Here is a 17,812-nt window from a genome sequence, read left to right as displayed (position 1 = left end):
GAGGTGAACCATGCCCAAATTCATTCGCGCGGCCTGCGCCGCCGTACCGCTGGCGCTGCTGTCCGCGTGCGGCTCCGCCGCGACGCCGACCGCCGCCTCCCCCGCGGCCACCGGCCCGGAGACCAAGCGGAAGATCGAGAACATCATCGCCGACTGCATGAAGGGGCGCGGCTTCCAGTGCGTGCCCTTCGTGGCCCCGCCGCCACAGCCGACCAGCGAGACGGCGGGCAAGGCGCTGACCGGCGACTACCCCGCGATGCTCGCACACCGGCAGAAGCAGGGGTACGGCGTGTTCGCGATCTACGTGTACCCCCAGGAACTCGGCAACCCCATGGTCGAGCCGGACGAGACCGCCAAGCCGAAGGCCGTCAACCCGAACAACAAGATCATCGCGTCACTGTCCAAGAGCCAGTATGCCGCCTACCGCACCGCCGAGGACCGGTGCTACGCCGACGCGGTCAAGCAAGTCACCGGGAAACGGATCAAGGGGCGGTTCGATCGCTTCGAGCAGGCCGGAGAGACCGTCCGACGGACGGCCGAGCAGGAACTCGACGGTGACGCCGAGCTGGTCGAACTGGCCGCCGCCACCGCCTCCTGCCTGAAGGCCAAGGGATACTCGGTGCCCTCCACCAAGCCGACCGCCGTCGCCTCCCGGGGCAGGGAGCGGTTCGAGGCGGTGAAGCGCCCGATGGGCGAGAAGATCCCCGACGACGTCGCCAAGGGGCTCGGCACCAAGAAGGGCGAGCGCTACGAACCGAACCTCACGGCCGAGCAGGCCCGCCCCTACCTGGACAGAGAGGTCAAGGACGCGCTCGACGACCTCGCCTGCGGCAAGGACTTCTACGCCGCCTTCCTGCCCGCCGAGCGGGAGATCGAGCAGCGCGTCCACCAAGACTTCGGGCTGTGACCATGACGGTGAGGTCGCCGCGCCGGGTGCTCGCCATGGTCGTCGGCGGGCTGGTCCTGATCGCGGGCGCCGGGTGGTTCGTGGGCGGCTCGCTGCGCTCCCCCGCCGACGAGGCCGCGCTGCGCGAACCGCCCCGGCCATCCCTGGTCACCGCCCCGGTACGCAAACAGAAGCTCACCAGCGCGGTGGCGCTCAACGGCACGCTGGAGTACGGTTCGCCGCTGACGATCACCCTTGCCGGAGCGGTCGGCTCCATGGGCGGCACGGCGGACGAGGGCACGGCCCCCCAGCGCGTCACGCGGGCCCCGCGACCGGGCCGGATCGTCGCGGGCAGGCCGCTCATGGAGGTGAACGGCCGCCCGGTGTTCGCCCTGGCCGGGAAGGTGCCGATGCACCGCACGATCGCGCCCGGCACCCGGGGGGCCGACGTGCGGCAGTTGCAGCGGGCGCTGCGCCGCCTCGGGTTCGGCGCGCCCGCATCGGGCGTGTTCGACGCCGGTACGGCGGCGGCGGTCCAGCGGTGGTACCGCGCGCGGGGCTACCGCGCCCAGGAGCCCGGCCTCGCCGCCCGGCAGGCGCTCGGCGACCTGCGCGCCGCGGTGCAGACCGCCGAGGAGACGCTGGCCGCCGACCGGGCCGCGCTGCGCAAGGCCCAGGACGTCGGTTCGCTGCGCAAACGGCTGGCCAACGCCCGCGCCGACCTGCGCGCGGCCAGGAAGTCCGGGGACGGCAAGGCGGCCCGGACCGCGGAGGAGGCGGTGCTGGCGGCCGGGGAGGCGTTGCGCGAAGCCCGGCGTACCGGGCCGCTCCGGCTCAAGATCACCAACGGCCGGGACAGGCTGGACAGGGCCAGGGCGGACCTGCTGGAGTACCAGGCCGCGTACGGGATCAGCGTCCCGCCCGGCGAGATCGTGTTCCTCCCCAGGCTGCCCGCCAGGCTGACCAAGACCGCGCTGCGCGCGGGCGAGCCGGTCGAGACCACGATCGGCACGGTGACCGGCACGGCCATGGTGATCAACGGTTCGGTGGACGACCAGGAGGCCGGACTGCTCCGCGAGGGCCTGCCCGCCGTCATCGAGACCAGCGCGGGCACGGCCCATCCGGCGCGGCTCACCGCGATGGGCGCGGACGCCCGCGTCCCCACCGAGAAGAGCGACGAACAGGCCGACCCGGGCAGCGTCCCCGTGCGGATCACACCGGCCGCCACCGCGAAACTGCGCGAGCAGGCCGGGGCCGCGGTGACGGTCCGGATCACGGTGGGCGAGACCGAGGGCGCGGTGCTGACCGTGCCGGTGGCCGCGGTGATCACCGCGGCCGACGGCAGGCCGCGCGTCCAGGTGGAGTACGCGACCGACCGGACCCGCGCGGTGGAGGTGCGCACCGGGCTCACCGCCGACGGCCAGGTCCAGGTCAGCGGGGCGATCAAGGAGGGCGACCGGGTCGTGATCGGCGATGGCTGACCCCGGGGCCGCCGAGCCCGTGATCCGGCTCGTGGACGTGGACCGGGTCTTCCCCGCCGAGCCGCCGGTGCACGCGTTGCGCGGCGCGTCGCTGCGAGTGGACCAAGGCGACCACGTGGCGGTGATCGGCCCTTCGGGGTCGGGCAAGTCCACCCTGCTCAACACGCTGGGACTGCTGGACCGGCCCACGTCGGGACGGTACCTGCTGGACGGCATCGACACGACCACGCTGCCCGACGCGGAGCGCACCCGGCTGCGCGGCGGGCGGATCGGGTTCGTCTTCCAGTCCTTCCACCTGCTCCAGCACCGGCCGGTCCTGGAGAACGTCATGCTGGCCGAGGTCTACCGGCGTCCGCCCACCGGCACGCGCAAGGAGCGGCGGGCCCGCGCCCGCACGGCCCTGGAACGCGTCGGCATGGGCCACCGCGCGGACTTTCCACCGAACCGGCTGTCCGGCGGCGAACGGCAGCGCGTCGCCGTCGCCCGCGCGCTGCTCGGCCGGCCGTCGCTGCTGCTGTGCGACGAGCCCACCGGCAACCTGGACGGCCACAACACCACGCTGCTCCTGGACCTGTTCGACGAGCTGCGCGAACAGGGGCTCACCATCGTGGTCATCACCCACGAGGACGAGGTCAGCTCCCGCGCCGGGCGCAGGGTGCGGATCATCGACGGCGTGCTGAGGGAGGGATGAGTGGACCCGCGCGACCTGTGGGCCGAGGCGGTGGCCGGGGTGCTCGCCCGGCCGCTGCGCACGGCCCTCACCACGCTCGGCACCGTGCTCGGCATCGCCACCCTGGTGATCACGCTGGGCGTGGCCGCCACGGCGGGCAACCGGATCGTCGGCCGGTTCGACGAACTGACCGCGACGGCCATCACCGTGGAGGTGCCGCGGAGCGAGGACGGCCCGCTGGTCGGCTGGGACGCCCCCGCCGAGCTGACCCGGCTGCGCGGGGTCGCCTCGGCCGCCGCCGTCGCGCAGAACGAGGGCGACACCGACCTGACCGTCACCGCCAACCGGCTGGTGGACCCGACCAGGGTCACCGGGCGCAACCTCGCCGTGGTCGCCGCGACGGTGGACCTCCCGGCCGCCGTGCGCGGGCACGTCTCGGCGGGCCGCTTCTACGACGAGGGCCACGTACGCCGGGGCGACCGCGTCGTGGTGCTCGGCGCGGACGCCGCCCGCATGCTCGGCGTGTCCCGCCTGGCCGACGGCCCCGCCGTGTTCATCGGCGAACGCGCCTACAGCGTCATCGGCATCCTGTCCGGACTCGGCCGCGACCAGGCGCTGTCCACGGCGGTGATCGTGCCGCCCGGCATCGGGGCCCACTTCGGGCTCAAGGACGTCACCCGCGTACTGGTCAACACCCACCTGGGCGCGGCCGGCCTCATCGCGGGCCAGCTCCCCCGCGCCCTCAACCCGGCCAGGGGCGCTGAACTGCACGTGATCACCCCGCCCAGCCCCACCCGGGCCAGGGACGCCGTCCAGGGCGACGTCAACGGGCTGTTCCTGGTCCTGGGCCTGGTGTCGCTGGTGGTGGGCGCGGTCGGCATCGCCAACGTCACGCTGGTCACGGTGCTGGAACGGATCTCCGAGATCGGCCTGCGCCGGGCGCTGGGGGCCGCCCGGCGGCACATCGCGGCGCAGTTCCTGGTGGAGTCCACGCTCATCGGGCTGACCGGGGGCGTGATCGGGGCGAGCGTGGGCGTCGTCGCGGTGGTCGCGGTGGCGGCCGTACGGCAGTGGACGCCGGTGCTCGACATCACACCGGTCCTCGCCGCCCCGGTCGCCGGAGCCCTGGTCGGCCTGCTCGCCGGGCTGTACCCGGCGCTGCGCGCGGCCCGCATGGAACCGGTGGACGCCCTGCGCTGACCGTCCTCCGAGCGCCGGGCAGTGGCGGACATCAAGTGTCCTTTTGTGCTCATAACGTGCGGGTCCGAGAGAGAGGAGATTCCCCATGACGATTCTCGTGACCGGTGCGACCGGCAATGTCGGGCGGCCCCTGGTGGCCGAACTGCTCGCGGCCGGGCACCGGGTCCGCGCGCTGACCAGGAACCCGGCCAAGGCCGACCTTCCGGCCGGAGCCGAGGCGGTGGCGGGCGACCTGGCCGCCGGCACCGGGCTGGAGGCGGCCTTCGAGGGAGTCACCGCCGCGCACCTGATCTGTTTCGGCGGGGACGACTTCGCGCCGCTCACCAACGGCGAGCAGATCGTGTCCACCGCGGTCCGGGCGGGCGTGCGCAAGGTGACGGTACTGAAGGGCGACATGGGCAAGAGCCCGCTGGAGGCGGCCGTCGAGGCCGGCGGGCTGGAGTGGACCCACCTCGCGCCGGTGGAGTTCATGTCCAACACGCTGGAGTGGGCGGCCTCCATCCGGGAGGAGGGCACAGTACGCGAAGGGTTCGCCGAGGCCAGGAGCGCGTTGATCCACGACTCCGACATCGCCTCGGTGGCGGCGGCCGCGCTGACCGGGGACGGCCACGCCGGGCAGGAGTACTGGCTGACCGGGCCCGAGGCGCTGACCATGCCGGAGCGGGTGCGCGTGATCGGCGAGGTGCTGGGGCGGGAGATCCGGTTCGTCGAGCTGAGCAGGGACGAGATGGTCACGCGCTGGCGCGCGGAGGGCTACGGCGACGGCGACATCGAGTTCTTCCTGGCCATGCGCACCGACCCGCCGATCACCGGTGACCTGGTGCTGCCGGCCGTGGAGAAGGTCACCGGCCGCCCGGCGCGGACGTTCGCGCAGTGGGTCCGCGAGAACGCCGCTGTGTTCGACTGAGCCGAACCCCGGCGAGCGGGCGCGATCACCGCGCCCGCGCCCGCCGTCGCGGTTTAGGATCAGCGCCGTGAAATCAACCATTCGCCTTGGCGGGTTCGCCATTTTCCTGGCGCTGCTGAATGCCGGCCCGGTGTCGGCGGAAACCGGCGGCGTCGTGCATATCGAACTTCCCGCGACCGGGGTCACCCTGCACGAAAGGCCGGACGACCGGTTACGTGTCACGTCGTACGGCCTGTACCACGGCGTCTATCTGCGTGGTAAAGGAAGCGACATCTTCACCCGAAGGACTCGGTATCACGGATTGACGGTCTCGCCGCGCGGTGACCGGATCGCCGGTCAGCTGGAGGACTTCGCGGCCGACGGACGCGACGAGGTCGTCCTGCTGGACCGCGGCACCTGGGCGGAAAAGCGCGTCAAAACCGTGCGCCAGCCATGGATGACGGATTGGCTGCGCTGGTCGCCGGACGGCCGGTACCTCGTCGGCACCGAGCGCAAGAGCCTGACCAGCACCAAATCAGAGGTCAGCGGCTTTTCCATCCTGGACACGAAGAAACTCACCTACCGCCAGGCCAAGGTGACCGACGCCAACCCCGAGGCGTTCTTCGAATGGACTCCCGGCGCCCGCAGCGTCATCTCCTGGTTGGAGGGCGAGATCAAGGAATACTGGCTGGACGGCCGGCTGCGGCGGTCGCTCAAGGTGGGAAACACCCCCGACGGCGAATACGCCTTCTCCCCCTCGGGCCGCAGGCTGCTCACCGGGTGCCCCTATGAGGAGGACCCCGACGTCTGTGTGGTGAGCTGGCCGCAGGGAAAGATCATCAAAAAGGTGAACTTCCCGGCCGAGTCCCTGTTCGGCTGGTGGGACGAGCGGCACTTCGTCGCGCTGGTCGGAAAAGGCCGCGATTTCCAGGTGGTGGTCGCCGGGCTGGACGGAAAACCGGTGCGGGTGCTCGCCGACCTCGACGAGAAGGCCGTGAAGACGGCCAATGTCTATCTCGTGTACACCCGCGCCTGAGGACGATTCACCGATGGCCAGGAATGGTCGGCGAACAACCGCGCGACCAGTTCGCCGCGGCCGGACACCTCCGCCTTTCCGTACACGGCCTTGAGGTGGTCGCGCACGGTGTGCGGGGAGATGAGCAGGCGTTCGGCGATCTCCGCGACGGTCAGCCCGCGTACCACGAGCTGGGTGATCTCAAGTTCGCGCGGGGTCAGGCCGTACGCCTCGGCGATCATGGTCGCCAGGTCGGACGCGGCGGCGGGCTCGATCACCAGAGCCACCGGGCCCGGCCGGCCTCCGGGGCCGGTCAGGCAGGAGGCGTGGCAGGTCAGCCAGCGGCCGTCCACGGTGCGAATGCGCACGCGAGCGCCGCCCCGGTCCCGGCCGAAGGCGATGGCCCGCGCCTGCAACGCCGTGCCGATGATCCAGATGGGCAGCCGCACGCCCAGCGCGGACGGCACCGACGGGCCGTCCGGCAGGGACGCGAGGTGCCGCCGGGCCTCCTCGTTGATCGACGTCGCCTCGCCGGAGGAGTCGAACAGCACCAGGCCGGGCGCGGAGTCCTCCCCCGGACCGGAGGCCCCCGATGGCCTGGCGAACTCCCGCAGCCGCATCGCCAGCGGACGTGACAGCGTGGCCAGGAACGCCGCCTCGCCGGGCCCGAACGCGGCGGCGAGCCGCGCGACCTGTACGGCCTCGCCGGCGTCCCCGGATATGTCCACGAGCCGTATCCGCTGGCCCGCACGCTCGCCCCGATCCCCGCCGAGGCCCGGATCGCCGTCCTCGGCAGCGGCCTGACCGCGGTGGACGTCGTCGTGTCCCTGGCCGGGCGCGGGCACGCCGGGCCGATCACGATGCTGTCGCGCAGCGGCACGCTGCCGCACGTCTGGCAGCGCCCGTCCGGCCGCCGGCCCGTGCACGTGACCGCCGAGCGGGTCGCCGCGGCGCACCGCGAGCACGGAACGGTCCCGCTCGATCGCCTGATCGGCCTGCTGCGCGCCGAACTCGCCGAGGCGGGCGAGGACTTCGACGCGTTCGCGGCCGAGCTGCTGGCCGCCGGGACCGACGACCCGGTACAGCGGCTACGGCGGCAGTTGCGAAACACCGGCGACACGCGGATCGGGCGCAGGGTCCTCCAGCAGACCGCGCACACCGTCGGCCCCTACGCCTGGCGGCTGCTGCCTGAGCCGGGGCGGGCCCGGCTGCGGCGGCACTTCCGGCTGGCGACCAGCGTGGCCTCACCGATGGTCCCGGTGAACGCGGCCCGGCTGCTGCGGCTGCTGGACGCCGGGCGGCTCACCCTCGCGCGCGACGTCCGCGCCGTGGAGGCGACCGATGGAGGCTTCGCAGTGACATTCGGTGACAGCACCATCCAGGTGGACGCGGTGATCAACGCGATCAACCCGCCGCCCCAGGCCGTCCCCCGCGCGGCCGGGGAACTCGTCACGTCGCTGGTGGCGGAGGGCCTGGCCGCGCTCCACCCGGCGGGCGGCGTGGTACCGGCCGATCCGCGGGTCCAGGTGGCGGGCGACCTCGCGGGCGGCGGACCGTTCATCACGTCCGGCATTCCGGGCGTCGCCGCCCAGAGCGCCCGGGCCGCCGACGCCATGCTCACCCTGGCCGCGACGAAAGTAGCGGGCGGCCCGCTACTTTGCGCTGAGCGCCGGGCACCGGACGGCGACCTCGGTCACGCCGGAGGCGACCCGCGGCCGATCCGCCGCCGCCCCGCCCCTCCCTAGCGTCGAGGGATGCGAACCGACACCCCGCCGCGTCCGCGAACGGCGACGCGGCCGCCGCCCGCGCTGGGCCCGCTGCTGCTCGCCCCGGCGGGGGCCCGCGCCTCGCGAGCCGGGCGGGTGACGGTGTGACCGAGACCGTCGTCACCCTGCCGCCGGGCGAACAGGCCCTGATCTGGGCCGGATTCCCGGTGCTCGGCGCGGGCCTGGGCTGGGGGATCAAGGCCGTCGCCGGATGGGCGATCACGCTGCCATGGGTCCCGTTCGACAAGCCGCTGGAGTTCATCGCGTCCCTGCCCGAGCCGCACGTCACGATCGGGGCGCTGGCCGTCGGGGGCATCGCCGGGCTGGTGCTCGCGTTCCTGGCGATCGCGGACCATGTGGTGATCACCGTGGACGACGACCGGGCGAGCCTGGTGTACGGCGACTCCCGCCAGGAGGTACGCCGGGCCGATGTCGGCGCGGCGTTCCTGGACGGCAAGGCCGTGGTCCTGCTCGGCCACGCCACCGAGGAGATCGCCAGGTCGCGCGGCTCGCTGCCGTCCGCCGCCCGCGTCCAGGACGCCTTCGTACGCCACGGCTACCCCTGGCACGCCGACGGCGACCCGCACCGCGACGAGTTCCGGCGCTGGGTGGAGGACCACCCGGAGCTGTCCCCCACCGCCAACGCCCTGCTGCGGGCCAGGGCGCGGGCGCTGGAGAAGGACCGCGGCGACGACGCCGCCGAGCTCCGCGAGGAACTGACCCGCCTCGGTGTCGTGGTCCGCGACCGCGACAAGCGCCAGCACTGGCGGAGCGTCCCCGGCGGCGAGTGACCCGCCGCCGGGGGTTGTGAACCTATGGCGTCAGCGCAGGCCGAAGGCCAGGAACACCGCGCCGTGCGGGCTCGGGTACGGGAAGAACCCCGCGCCCGACTGCGTGTACACCATGCCGTGCGAGATCACCGGGCCGCCGGTGCCCGCGACCTGCCCGCCGCGGCCGGTGAGCCCGTTCACGCCCACGACGTCCTGGATGGTGTCGTAGGACCACAGCACCTGGCCGGTCTCGGCCGAGTAGGCGCGTACCTTGCCGTCGGTGCTGCCCACCCACACCAGTCCCGGCGTGGTGGACACGGCGGTGGAGTGACCGGGCCTGCACAACTGCGGGAACTGCGACGCGCCGCCGGTCGTGCAGCCGTCGGCCGGGTTGGGCGTCTCCCACAGCAGGTGCCCGGTGGCCGGGTCGAGCGCGAACAGCGTGCCCGGGGAGGCCATGTACGTCGCGACGTACAGCCGCTTGCCGTCGTAGCTGGAACCCCACTGGACACCCGTCAGGCCGCCGCCGGGCTGCGGCTTGGACAGCGACCGCTGCCAGACGATCTCACCGGTGCGGGCGTCGAGCACGTGGTACACGCCGTTCTTCTGGCCGATCCCGACCAGCGCCCGCCTGCCCGCGCGGAACAGGTTCGGGGCTGCGCCGAGGTCGAAGTCCAGCGCGGTGCCGTCGGGGAAGTTGGGGCAGTACTCGCGGTCCTGGGGGGTGGGCAACGAGCACTCGATCCGCCAGGTGTCCACGTCGGTCATCTTGCGGGTCCAGCGGGGGCGTCCGGTGTCGGCGTTGATGGCCAGCACGGAGTCGTAGTGTCCGGCGCTGCCGGTGTAGTTCTGGCCGGTGCCGACGTAGACCGTACGGGTGATCGGGTCCACCGCTGGGCTGCTCCAGACCCCGGCGCCGGAGGGCGCGTAGCGGGTCTTGCCGTTCGGCCAGGTGCCGTCCGCGACCGGCGGCGGCGTGGTGTAGAACCGCCACAACTGCTTGCCGGAGTCGATGTCCAGGCCGTTGAGGTGGCCGCGGAACTGGCAGCACTCGTGGTCCTTGCCCATGATGTTCTCGCCGCTGGACACGCCGACGAACACCTTGCGGTCCAGTACGACCGGCGAGCTGGTCACCAGCGCGGCCAGCTTGTCGTCCAGTCGGCGGGACCACACCAGCTTGCCGGTGCGCTGGTCCACGGCGTAGAAGTAGCCGCGGCTGTCACCGAACAGCACCTTGCCCCTGGCCACCGCGGGGCCGTCCTGGACCTGCGGTGGCCAGCCGCCCTGGCCGACCGTGTTCAGGTCGAACTCCCACTTGGCCGCGCCGGTCGCGGCGTCGCGCGCGTACATCTTGCCCTCGGGCGAACCGAAGTAGACCGTGTCGCCGACGACGGCGGCCTGGCTGCGCGGGGCGCCCGCGGCCTTCGGGTAGGCGAAGGCCCACTTGAGTTCCAGGCCACCGACGTTGCCGGTGGTGATCTTGCGCTCGGCGGCGTTGTGCCGCCAGCCCCACGGGTTCTGCTGCCACATCGACCAGTCCCCGTGGTGCGGCCGGTCACCGCCGCCCGGCGCGGGGGTCGCGGTCGCGGGGCTGGCGGTCACCGCCAAACAGAGCGCGGCCAGCGCCGCAGCCGCGCGGATGAGTCGTCTGCCGGTCATCGTCTCTCCTCGTTCACGTACGGTGTGTGCTTGTCCCAGAAGTCGCAGTTATGCTGCCTGGCGATCTCGCGGGTGGCGACGCTGTCACCCGCGGGGGCCAGGGACATGACCGCCGGGTCCTTGATCGTGTAGCGCGGCCAGTACGGCGTGCCGTCCACGGTCGGGTCGCCGGTCCTGGCGAACCCCGTCCACTGCGCGACCAGCTGGACGCCGAACGCCTGCTGGTTGGCCCCCTCGTTCGTCACCGGCCCGTACAGGAACGGGGCCTCACTGATGTGGAAGCTGCCGTTCGGCTTGGTCCGGTCGAGGAAGAACAGCGGCGGGGCGTCGGTGTTGTCCACCTGGAAGGCGAACACCGGGATGCGCCTGGCCAGCCGCTCGTCGTTGCGCAGCGCGGGACAGACCGAGTTGCTGTCGGCCACGATCGTGCGGGAGGCGATGAACGGCGCGGGCTCGGGGTACCGCTTCAGCGGGTACAGCGCCAGCACCTCGGGGGCGAGCGGGCCGTACTGGTCGCGGACCAGCTTCTCGTACTGCTCCGGCGTGTTGGCCGGCGGGATCTGCACCTCGTCACGGCCGACGCCGTGCATCACCGCGACCTGGTTGACCCTGCCCTTGGCGAACGCCAGCCCCGGCGAACTGGTCAGGATGCGGCCGTCCACGATGGGCGCGATCGTGCCGCGGTCCGGGGTCATGCCATCGGACGACTGGTCCAGCAGTGCCTTGACCGGCTTGCCGCGCAGGCAGGCCGCCGCCGCGGCCGGCGTGGCCTGGGCGCAGCCGAGCGCGGTGGCGAACCGGTCGCCGGTCTGCTGCGCCTCGGTCTGCGTGGGGAGTTCGGCCTTGCAGTCCTGCGGCTGCCAGACGGTGTTCGCGCCGCGCAGCGAGTTGTACTCACCGGCCTGCACGATCCCCTTGGCGAACAGCCCGCGGGCGGTGGGCGAGGCCACGTGCGCGCACACGCTCGATCCGCCGGCGCTGGCACCGAAGATCGTGACGTTCTTGGGGTCGCCGCCGAAGGCCGTGATGTTGCGCTGCACCCAGCGCAGCGCCTCCTGCTGGTCGCTCAGTGCGTAGTTGCCGGAGTTCGGGCCGAATCCCCGATGGGAGAGGAATCCGAACACGCCGAGCCGGTAACCCACCCCGACATGGATCACCTGCCCGGCGCGTGCCAGATGGTCGCCCGGCCCGGGCGCGCCGAACCGGAACCCGCCGCCGTGGAACTCCACCATCACGGGCAGCAGGTCGGGGTGCGCGGAGGCGGGGATGACGATGTTGAGCTTGAGGCAGTCCTCGTTCTCCGAGCCCGCCCCGAGGAGCGGGGCCTGCGGGCACGGGGCGCCTCGTTCGGTGGCCTGCAACTCCCCTGGCCAGGGGGCGTGCCGTCGGGTGGGCGCCCAGCGAAGGTCGCCCACGGGGGGCGCGGCGTACGGGACGCCGAGCCAGGACAGGACCCCCTGCCCCGCCGTGCCGCACACCTTGCCGGTGTCGGTGACGACGGTCGTCGCGGGGGAGCAGACGGGAGCGGCCACCAAAGGGGCCGCCTCGGACGGTGACACGATGCCGAGCAACGCGATCGCAACAAGCGCGCTCAGCCATCTCATGGGCCTCATGATGCGCTTCTCTCAGCAGGTCGGAGATCTTACGCATCGTGTCAAGGCGAGTCAGCCGAAGCAATGGCGATGACCATAACTCTGTTTCTTAACCCCGGCGTCGCTCCGCGCCGGTATTTCCGTTCTTCCGTTAGAAACGGTGTGGACAGGGGTGTCCCTGGAAAAGCAGGCAGTTGGTGTCGTCGAGCCCGTCGGGGTCGAGCCCGCGCTGGGTCTCCCCGCAGTAAGGGTGGATCACCAACTCCCTTTCCCGGCCGCGCCAGCGCAGCCACCACCCCTGAAAGGTGCCCATCGCCTCATAGATGAACGTGACGTGCGGCCCCGGATGGTCGGCGGGCATTCCGCACTCGTAGGCGTGCTCCCTCGGCAACTCCCCCGACTCCATCAGCCGCTGCCACTCTGCATCCGTGACCACCGTGAAGAACGAGCACTCATTGCCCTCGGTCGGCCGCTGCAACGCCCCGTTGGACCGGGCGATCACGTGCCAGAGCGCGATCCGCGCATTCTGCGTCGCCTCGTCCAGCAGCGTCACGTCGCCGTCATCGACGTGCACCCGGCCGAGCTGATCGGCCAGCAGCCGCATGTGCGTGGTGAAGCGATGACAGGCTCGAACCAGATCGGTCACCGGACTGGTGTGCGCGGGAGGCATGTCAGCACGGTACGCCGCACGCCGTACTTTCTGTGGGTAATCCCAGGAATACGCTGAGTATTTTACCTGTCGACCGGCAGCCACCGGATACGGTCCCGCACCCGGTCGTAGATCGCCCATAGCCAGGGCTCCCTCACCCGCGGCGAACGCGCCAGCCTGTGCACGAACAGATCCTGGTCCGGCTCGAACCGCACCCACGGTGGGCGCGCCGGCGGCTCGTCCCGCAGGACGCCGTCCGGCATCCTCCCCGATGCGGGAATCGGCGGCCACCCGCCCCCGAACGCCAGACCACGCCACACCCCGGCCGCCAATGGCACCGCCGGCCCCGGCCGGCCACCCCAGGCCCGCCCGGTCTGCGGATGCCGTGGCACCAGCGCGATGTCCGCCTCGACGTCCCCCAGCCCCGGCCCCGCCACCCCAAGAACCTTCGCCGCTCCCTTCCGCGGAAGCAGGAAATCCAGCCACGGCTGAAAGAACCGAGCGGCCGGCCCATCGGCGACCCGCACCGGCCCGCCGTCCGACGCCACGACCAGGTGGGCCAGCGCCACCCCGGCGGCCGCCTCCCAGATCGGACTCCACCGCCCCGACAGATCCACCGCCGGTTCGCATGGCAGGTCCCCCCACCCCACGATCGCCGGAGCGGGCTCCTCCAGGACGACCCGCCGTACCGCGCCCGGCTCCAGCCACACCGCGTGCCAGTACGAGCAGTCGTCCACCCGCGTCGCCACCTCGCGCCCGCACCCGGCGCACGCCAGGTTCACGCCGTCACCGCCGGCGTGGCCGCAGCAGTACCCGTCGCACCGCGCGAGGATCGGCTCGGTGCCCCGCACCTCCCCCGGCGCGACCGCCACCCGCCCCGCCCGGCCGTACGAAAGCGATGTGACCGGCGCGTACACCCCACGAGCCGCCGCCTCCTCCGCTCCGATCTCATCCCACATCCGCCACGGCGGCCCTTGGGGCTCGGGGTCCACCGCGTACGTCCCCGGCTCCAGGAGCGCGGGCATCAGCACCCACTGGTAGAACTGATGCGCGTGGTCGGGCAATTCGACCCGCGACACCGGCGCGGTCAACTCCGCGCCACACCCCGCGCACGCGAACACGACCATCCGCTCCGCCACCGGGCGATCATAAACCCGGCCGCCCCGAGCCTCACCGCTCGTAGATGACCTGGTCGCCGATGACCTGGACGACCTTCCCGCTCCCGTACACCACGCCCTTCATCCGGGCGCCGGAGTGGCGGTCCCCGGCGGCATCGCCGCCCGCCGCGACCGGGCGATCATCAGGGCCCGGAGTACCGGGCGGGGCAGGGGCGTCGTGAGCATTGTGAGCGTCGTGAGGGCTGTCAGGCCCGGCGACCCGCCCGTACACCGCCACCCCGAGCCCGAGCATCGCGGCGAACGACCCGAGCACGCTGGCCAGTTGGTCCGCCTCTTTCAGTCCCACCCGGGCGAAGTACACCGCCAGCCCGGCCAGGGCCCCCACCGCGACGGCGGCCCCGCCCCGGGCCAGCCTGCGTCTGCGCACGACCGACATCATCGACCTCCGATAAGTCATCCAACGCACTCTGTTCTTGAAATCCCGCCGGTTCGGGGCAGACCCGCAGATAGGGCTGGTCCGGCAGATACCTGGCCCACTGACGGGGCGTGAGCGATCCGGCGGCGATCGCGCACACCTTGGCGAACGGGTCGGCGGGCAGCCGGACGTCGTGCAGCCGGATCGTCCCCTCCTCGTCACCGGCGACCAGCGTGGCCCCGTCAGGAGTCCAGGCGACCGAGCGGACGATCCCGACGTACCCGGTCATGTCCGGACCGATCTGGCGATGCGTGGCGACATCCCACAGCCGCACCGTCCCGTCCTCGCCACCACTCGCCAGCGTGGCCCCGCCGGGATGCCAGACCACCGAACGGACGGCCCCGGTGTGCCCGGTCATGTCCGGACCGACCTGGCGATGCGTGGCGACATCCCACACCCGGACCGTCCCGTCCTCACTGCCGCTCGCCAGCACGGCCCCATCCGGACTGAACGCGACCGACCTCACGTCGGCTCGATGCCCGGTCAGCGGGACGCCGCGCGGCCGTCCGGTGGCCGCCCACCACAGCCGGATCGTCGCGTCGTCACCGCCGCCGGCCAGCAGCGCGCCGTCCGGGCTGTACGCCACGGCGTTGACGTCGTCGGTGTTGCCGTGCAGCAGGACACGCCGCGCCGAGGCCGGCCGCCACACACCGACGGCGGTCCCCTCGCCCGCGACGGCGACCGCGCCTCCGTCCGGGCTGAACGCCAGGGCGCGGATCTGTCCGGCGTGATCGGCGACGGTGACGCTGGGGCGCCGATCGGCGAGGTGCCACAGCCGTACCCGCCCGTCGTCGCCCCCGGCGGCCAGCGCGCCGCCGTCCGGGCTGAAGGCCAGCGCGAGTGTGCGGCCGAGACGCGCGGTCGGCGGCCCGTCGAGGCGGCGGCGGGTGGCGAGCCGCCACAGCATCGGTCTCCCGTCGTCCCCGGCGGCGGCGACCATCGTCCCGCCGGGATGGACGGCGACCGCTCTGACATCGTCCGTGGCGCCCCGGAGTACGGCCTCGCGGGATCCGCCGATGTCCCACAGCCGGATCGTCCCGTCCTCGCTCGCGCTCGCCAGCGAGCGGCCGTCGGGGCTGAAGGCGACCGAGGTCAGGTCCTGGGTGTGGCCTTCCAGCGTGACACCGCGCCCGGTCTCGACGTCCCACAGCCGGGCGGTGGTGTCGCTTCCGGCGCTGGCCAGCGTGCGGCCATCGGGGCTGAAGGCCATCGATTGGACATCTCCGGCATGACCTTCCAGCGTGGTGCCGCGCCCGGTCGCCGCGTCCCACAGCCGGATCTCGCCGCCGTCTCCCGCCCGGGCCAGCGTACGGCTGCCGGGCCTGAGCACCAGCGCCTCGATCGACTCGTCGGTATCGCCGCCTTCGACCAGCACCTCGCCTCGGCCGCTCGCGACGTCCCACCGCCGGACGGCGCCCCCCGCGTCCGCGCTCAGCAACCGTGCGCCGTTCGCGGAGAAGGCGATGGAATTGATCTCGGTGGTGTGCCCGGCCAGCGCGTCCTCCCGCGAGGTCGTGATCCCCCGCAGCCGGATCACCCGGTCGTCCCCGGCGCTGGCCAGCATGCCGCCGTCCGGACTGAACGCGATGGTCTCCGCGTCCTGGGTGTGCCGGATCCACACGCCCAGCGGGGTGCGGGTGGCGACCCGCCACAGCCGTACCGTCCCGTCATCCCCCGCGCTGGCCAGCGTGCCGCCGTCCGGACTGAACGCCACGGCGTTGACCATGCCGTCATGGCCCGTCATCGGGGCGCCCACCGGCCGCCGGTCGGACACCCGCCACAGCCGTACCGTGCCGTCGCCCCCCGCGCCGGCCACCAGGGCGCCGTCCGGGCTGAACGCCACCGACGCCATGGCACCGCCCTGGCCCGTCAGCACGTCGCGGGCGGACGACCAGGTGTCGAGCAGTACGTGGCGGGACTCGACGCCCGGAGCGAGATGCCAGGCGGTCGCGGCCAGTCTCGCCGCGAGCCGCGGATCGACGTCGAGCAGGAGCTGACTCTGCGCGGCCAGTTGCCGCGGCAGCGCCAGCGTCCGCTGACCGTTGGCGGTGGCCGCGTAGTGGGTGGCGACCACCGCGGCACCGCCGGTCAGCGCGAGAAGGACCGCAAGAACCGTGACCAGCGCGGTACGTCGCCGGGCGGCACGGCGTCGCAGCCGGACCGAAGCGGCCAGGAACGCCTGCGCGGTACGGCTGGCCTCATCGGACGCGGACCTCGCGGCCCAGGTGACGGCGGCGTCCAGGCGGCTGCCCCGATACAGTGCCGCCGGGTCGCGCCGGTCGCGCTGCCACGCGGCCGCGGCCTCCTCCAGGTCCTGCTGGGTCAGTCGCCCGGCCCGGTCGTCGTCCAGCCAGCGCCGCAGCCTGGGCCACTCGCGGAGCAGCGCCTCGTGGCTGATCTCGACGATGTCGCGGTCGCGGGTGAGCATCCGGGCCTCGGTGAACGCGTTCACCACGACCTCGACGGACTCGCCCGCCTGGGCCAGATCGGCGGTCCGCACCCGCTGCCGGGTGTCGTGAACGCCGTCGCCGATCCTGACCAGCCGGAGGAACATCCACCGGGCGGCGCGTCGCCCGTCGTCGTCCAACGCCAGAAACGTCCGCTCCGCCGTGGTGGCGATGGCGCCGCGGATCCCCCCGGTGTCCCGGTACCCCTGGACGGTCAGCGTCACGCCGTCGCGGTTGTTCCAAGCGGCCCGCAGGGCATGCGCCAGCAGCGGAAGCCGTCCCACCTCATATCCGCCCTCAGCGTCGCGGTCACTGACACCGAGATCGCTCAACAGGACCTCGACCAGCCCCGGCTCGACCTCCAGCCCGACATCCTCGGCGGGGCAGACGATCGCCTCGCGCACCTGCGGGGCCGACATCGCCCCGACCAGCAACGGATCGTCCCGCAACGCCGCCCGCAGCCGATCCACCGCCAGGCAGTCGGCGAAGAAGTCGGCCCGCAGCGCCACCACCACAAGCCCCACATGGCCGGTGGCCAGCCGGGACAGCGCCGCGACGAACGCCACCCGCCTCGACGCGACGCCACAGAGACTGAACAGCTCCTCGAACTGATCGACCACCACCACGACCCGATCGGGCGGCGCTTCCCCATCCCCGCCGCCCCGTCCGGCCAACGCGCGAGCCAGCATCGGGACACAAGCACCGGGGTCCACCGACAACACCGCGGCGACCGCCTCCACATCCTCCCCGGTGAGCGAGCAGATCCCCCCGGCCAGCGCGGCCAGCGGATCAGCGGTCGGCGTCAGCACCACCACCGGCCGGCGCGCCGACCCCGGCAGCGCCATGGCCCCCAGCCTGGGCAGCAGCCCGGCCCGCAACAGGGACGACTTCCCGGCCCCCGACGGCGCCACGACCATCTGGATCCCCCCGCCCACCACCCGCCGGTCCAGCCGCCCCACCAGTTCAGCGACCAGCGCATCCCTGCCGTAGAACCACCGCGCCTCCGCCTCCTCGAACGCCGCCATCCCCGGATACGGGCACAAGCCACCCCCCGTACCAGGCCTACTACGCTGCGGCGCCCCCGGCCTATAAATGATCGTCTGGTCTCCGGCGATCTGAGTGACGTGGCCACTCCCAAAGACCACCCCGCGCTGCACCACCCCTCCCAGCGCCCGCAACCGCCTCTCCAGCCAGGCGA

At 72.8% G+C, this 17,812-nt stretch carries 15 protein-coding genes; 8 read left to right on the top strand and 7 right to left on the bottom strand.

The window, feature by feature from the left end; translation table 11 throughout:
• Window positions 1-10 precede the first annotated feature (10 nt).
• The 6 genes from DP939_RS04865 (at window position 11) to DP939_RS04840 (ending at window position 6,159) form a co-directional block, all read left to right on the top strand.
• Window positions 11-907, top strand: coding sequence for a hypothetical protein (locus tag DP939_RS04865; RefSeq protein WP_113979266.1), 897 nt, complete (start codon window positions 11-13; stop codon window positions 905-907).
• 2 nt (window positions 908-909) lie between these two features.
• Entirely contained in the window at window positions 910-2,367 is a 1,458-nt protein-coding gene (locus tag DP939_RS04860; RefSeq protein ID WP_199564965.1) for a peptidoglycan-binding protein, read from the top strand.
• Window positions 2,360-3,058 carry an ABC transporter ATP-binding protein gene (locus tag DP939_RS04855; RefSeq protein WP_113979263.1) on the top strand — a complete coding sequence of 233 codons (699 nt, stop codon included), beginning with the start codon at window positions 2,360-2,362 and terminating at the stop codon, window positions 3,056-3,058. The genes DP939_RS04860 and DP939_RS04855 overlap by 8 nt, the downstream gene beginning before the upstream one ends.
• The gene (locus DP939_RS04850; RefSeq protein WP_113979260.1) at window positions 3,059-4,237 is read left to right on the top strand and encodes an ABC transporter permease; all 1,179 of its coding nucleotides are present in this window, start codon (window positions 3,059-3,061) and stop codon (window positions 4,235-4,237) included. It abuts the gene before it with no gap.
• A gap of 85 nt (window positions 4,238-4,322) precedes the next feature.
• The gene (locus DP939_RS04845; protein ID WP_113979257.1) at window positions 4,323-5,144 is read left to right on the top strand and encodes an NmrA family NAD(P)-binding protein; all 822 of its coding nucleotides are present in this window, start codon (window positions 4,323-4,325) and stop codon (window positions 5,142-5,144) included.
• Between the two features lie 67 nt (window positions 5,145-5,211).
• Window positions 5,212-6,159, top strand: a complete 948-nt coding sequence (locus DP939_RS04840; RefSeq protein WP_113979255.1) for a WD40 repeat domain-containing protein — start codon at window positions 5,212-5,214, stop codon at window positions 6,157-6,159.
• Here DP939_RS04840 and DP939_RS04835 read toward each other — a convergent pair.
• Window positions 6,135-6,983 (bottom strand): helix-turn-helix domain-containing protein, encoded by an 849-nt coding sequence (locus tag DP939_RS04835; protein WP_225878043.1) that lies wholly within the window; start codon window positions 6,981-6,983, stop codon window positions 6,135-6,137. The genes DP939_RS04840 and DP939_RS04835 overlap by 25 nt on opposite strands.
• Here DP939_RS04835 and DP939_RS04830 point away from each other — a divergent pair.
• Entirely contained in the window at window positions 6,948-7,883 is a 936-nt protein-coding gene (locus DP939_RS04830; protein WP_113979252.1) for an FAD/NAD(P)-binding protein, read from the top strand. The two genes, DP939_RS04835 and DP939_RS04830, sit on opposite strands and share 36 nt — an antisense overlap.
• Before the next feature lie 125 nt (window positions 7,884-8,008).
• Window positions 8,009-8,695: a YqeB family protein gene (locus DP939_RS04825; RefSeq protein ID WP_113979250.1), complete on the top strand. Its 687-nt coding sequence runs from the start codon at window positions 8,009-8,011 to the stop codon at window positions 8,693-8,695.
• 30 nt (window positions 8,696-8,725) lie between these two features.
• On the opposite strand, the gene DP939_RS04820 is transcribed toward DP939_RS04825, so the two are convergent.
• The 6 genes from DP939_RS04820 to DP939_RS04795 all read right to left on the bottom strand — a co-directional run bounded on the left by DP939_RS04820 (window position 8,726) and on the right by DP939_RS04795 (window position 17,639).
• Window positions 8,726-10,333: an outer membrane protein assembly factor BamB family protein gene (locus DP939_RS04820; protein ID WP_113979247.1), complete on the bottom strand. Its 1,608-nt coding sequence runs from the start codon at window positions 10,331-10,333 to the stop codon at window positions 8,726-8,728.
• Complete coding sequence (locus DP939_RS04815) at window positions 10,330-11,937, bottom strand: carboxylesterase/lipase family protein (protein WP_225878042.1); 1,608 nt, start codon at window positions 11,935-11,937, stop codon at window positions 10,330-10,332. The genes DP939_RS04820 and DP939_RS04815 overlap by 4 nt, the downstream gene beginning before the upstream one ends.
• Window positions 11,938-12,076: 139 nt before the next feature.
• Entirely contained in the window at window positions 12,077-12,595 is a 519-nt protein-coding gene (locus DP939_RS04810; protein ID WP_147267872.1) for a hypothetical protein, read from the bottom strand.
• Between the two features lie 62 nt (window positions 12,596-12,657).
• Complete coding sequence (locus DP939_RS04805) at window positions 12,658-13,713, bottom strand: hypothetical protein (RefSeq protein WP_113979239.1); 1,056 nt, start codon at window positions 13,711-13,713, stop codon at window positions 12,658-12,660.
• A gap of 31 nt (window positions 13,714-13,744) precedes the next feature.
• The gene (locus tag DP939_RS04800) at window positions 13,745-14,005 is read right to left on the bottom strand and encodes a hypothetical protein (protein WP_147267871.1); all 261 of its coding nucleotides are present in this window, start codon (window positions 14,003-14,005) and stop codon (window positions 13,745-13,747) included.
• On the bottom strand, window positions 13,938-17,639 hold the full coding sequence (locus DP939_RS04795) for an nSTAND1 domain-containing NTPase (protein ID WP_113979233.1): 3,702 nt from the start codon (window positions 17,637-17,639) through the stop codon (window positions 13,938-13,940). Before DP939_RS04795 ends, DP939_RS04800 begins: the two co-directional genes overlap by 68 nt.
• Between the last annotated feature and the right edge of the window lie 173 nt (window positions 17,640-17,812).

The sequence above is a fragment of the Spongiactinospora rosea genome, assembly GCF_003315795.1.
Classification (GTDB): Bacteria; Actinomycetota; Actinomycetes; order Streptosporangiales; family Streptosporangiaceae; genus Spongiactinospora; species Spongiactinospora rosea.
This window is presented reverse-complemented; position numbering and strand designations above follow the sequence as displayed.

What these genes read in the sequence shown, in the direction of transcription:
- DP939_RS04845 (WP_113979257.1), top strand. Translation starts at nt 4,323, where the DNA reads ATGACGATTCTCGTGACCGGTGCGACCGGCAATGTCGGGCGGCCCCTG.
- DP939_RS04795 (WP_113979233.1), bottom strand. Translation starts at nt 17,639, where the DNA reads ATGGCGGCGTTCGAGGAGGCGGAGGCGCGGTGGTTCTACGGCAGGGAT.
- DP939_RS04860 (WP_199564965.1), top strand. Translation starts at nt 910, where the DNA reads ATGACGGTGAGGTCGCCGCGCCGGGTGCTCGCCATGGTCGTCGGCGGG.
- DP939_RS04815 (WP_225878042.1), bottom strand. Translation starts at nt 11,937, where the DNA reads ATGAGATGGCTGAGCGCGCTTGTTGCGATCGCGTTGCTCGGCATCGTG.
- DP939_RS04820 (WP_113979247.1), bottom strand. Translation starts at nt 10,333, where the DNA reads ATGACCGGCAGACGACTCATCCGCGCGGCTGCGGCGCTGGCCGCGCTC.
- DP939_RS04855 (WP_113979263.1), top strand. Translation starts at nt 2,360, where the DNA reads ATGGCTGACCCCGGGGCCGCCGAGCCCGTGATCCGGCTCGTGGACGTG.
- DP939_RS04810 (WP_147267872.1), bottom strand. Translation starts at nt 12,595, where the DNA reads ATGCCTCCCGCGCACACCAGTCCGGTGACCGATCTGGTTCGAGCCTGT.
- DP939_RS04865 (WP_113979266.1), top strand. Translation starts at nt 11, where the DNA reads ATGCCCAAATTCATTCGCGCGGCCTGCGCCGCCGTACCGCTGGCGCTG.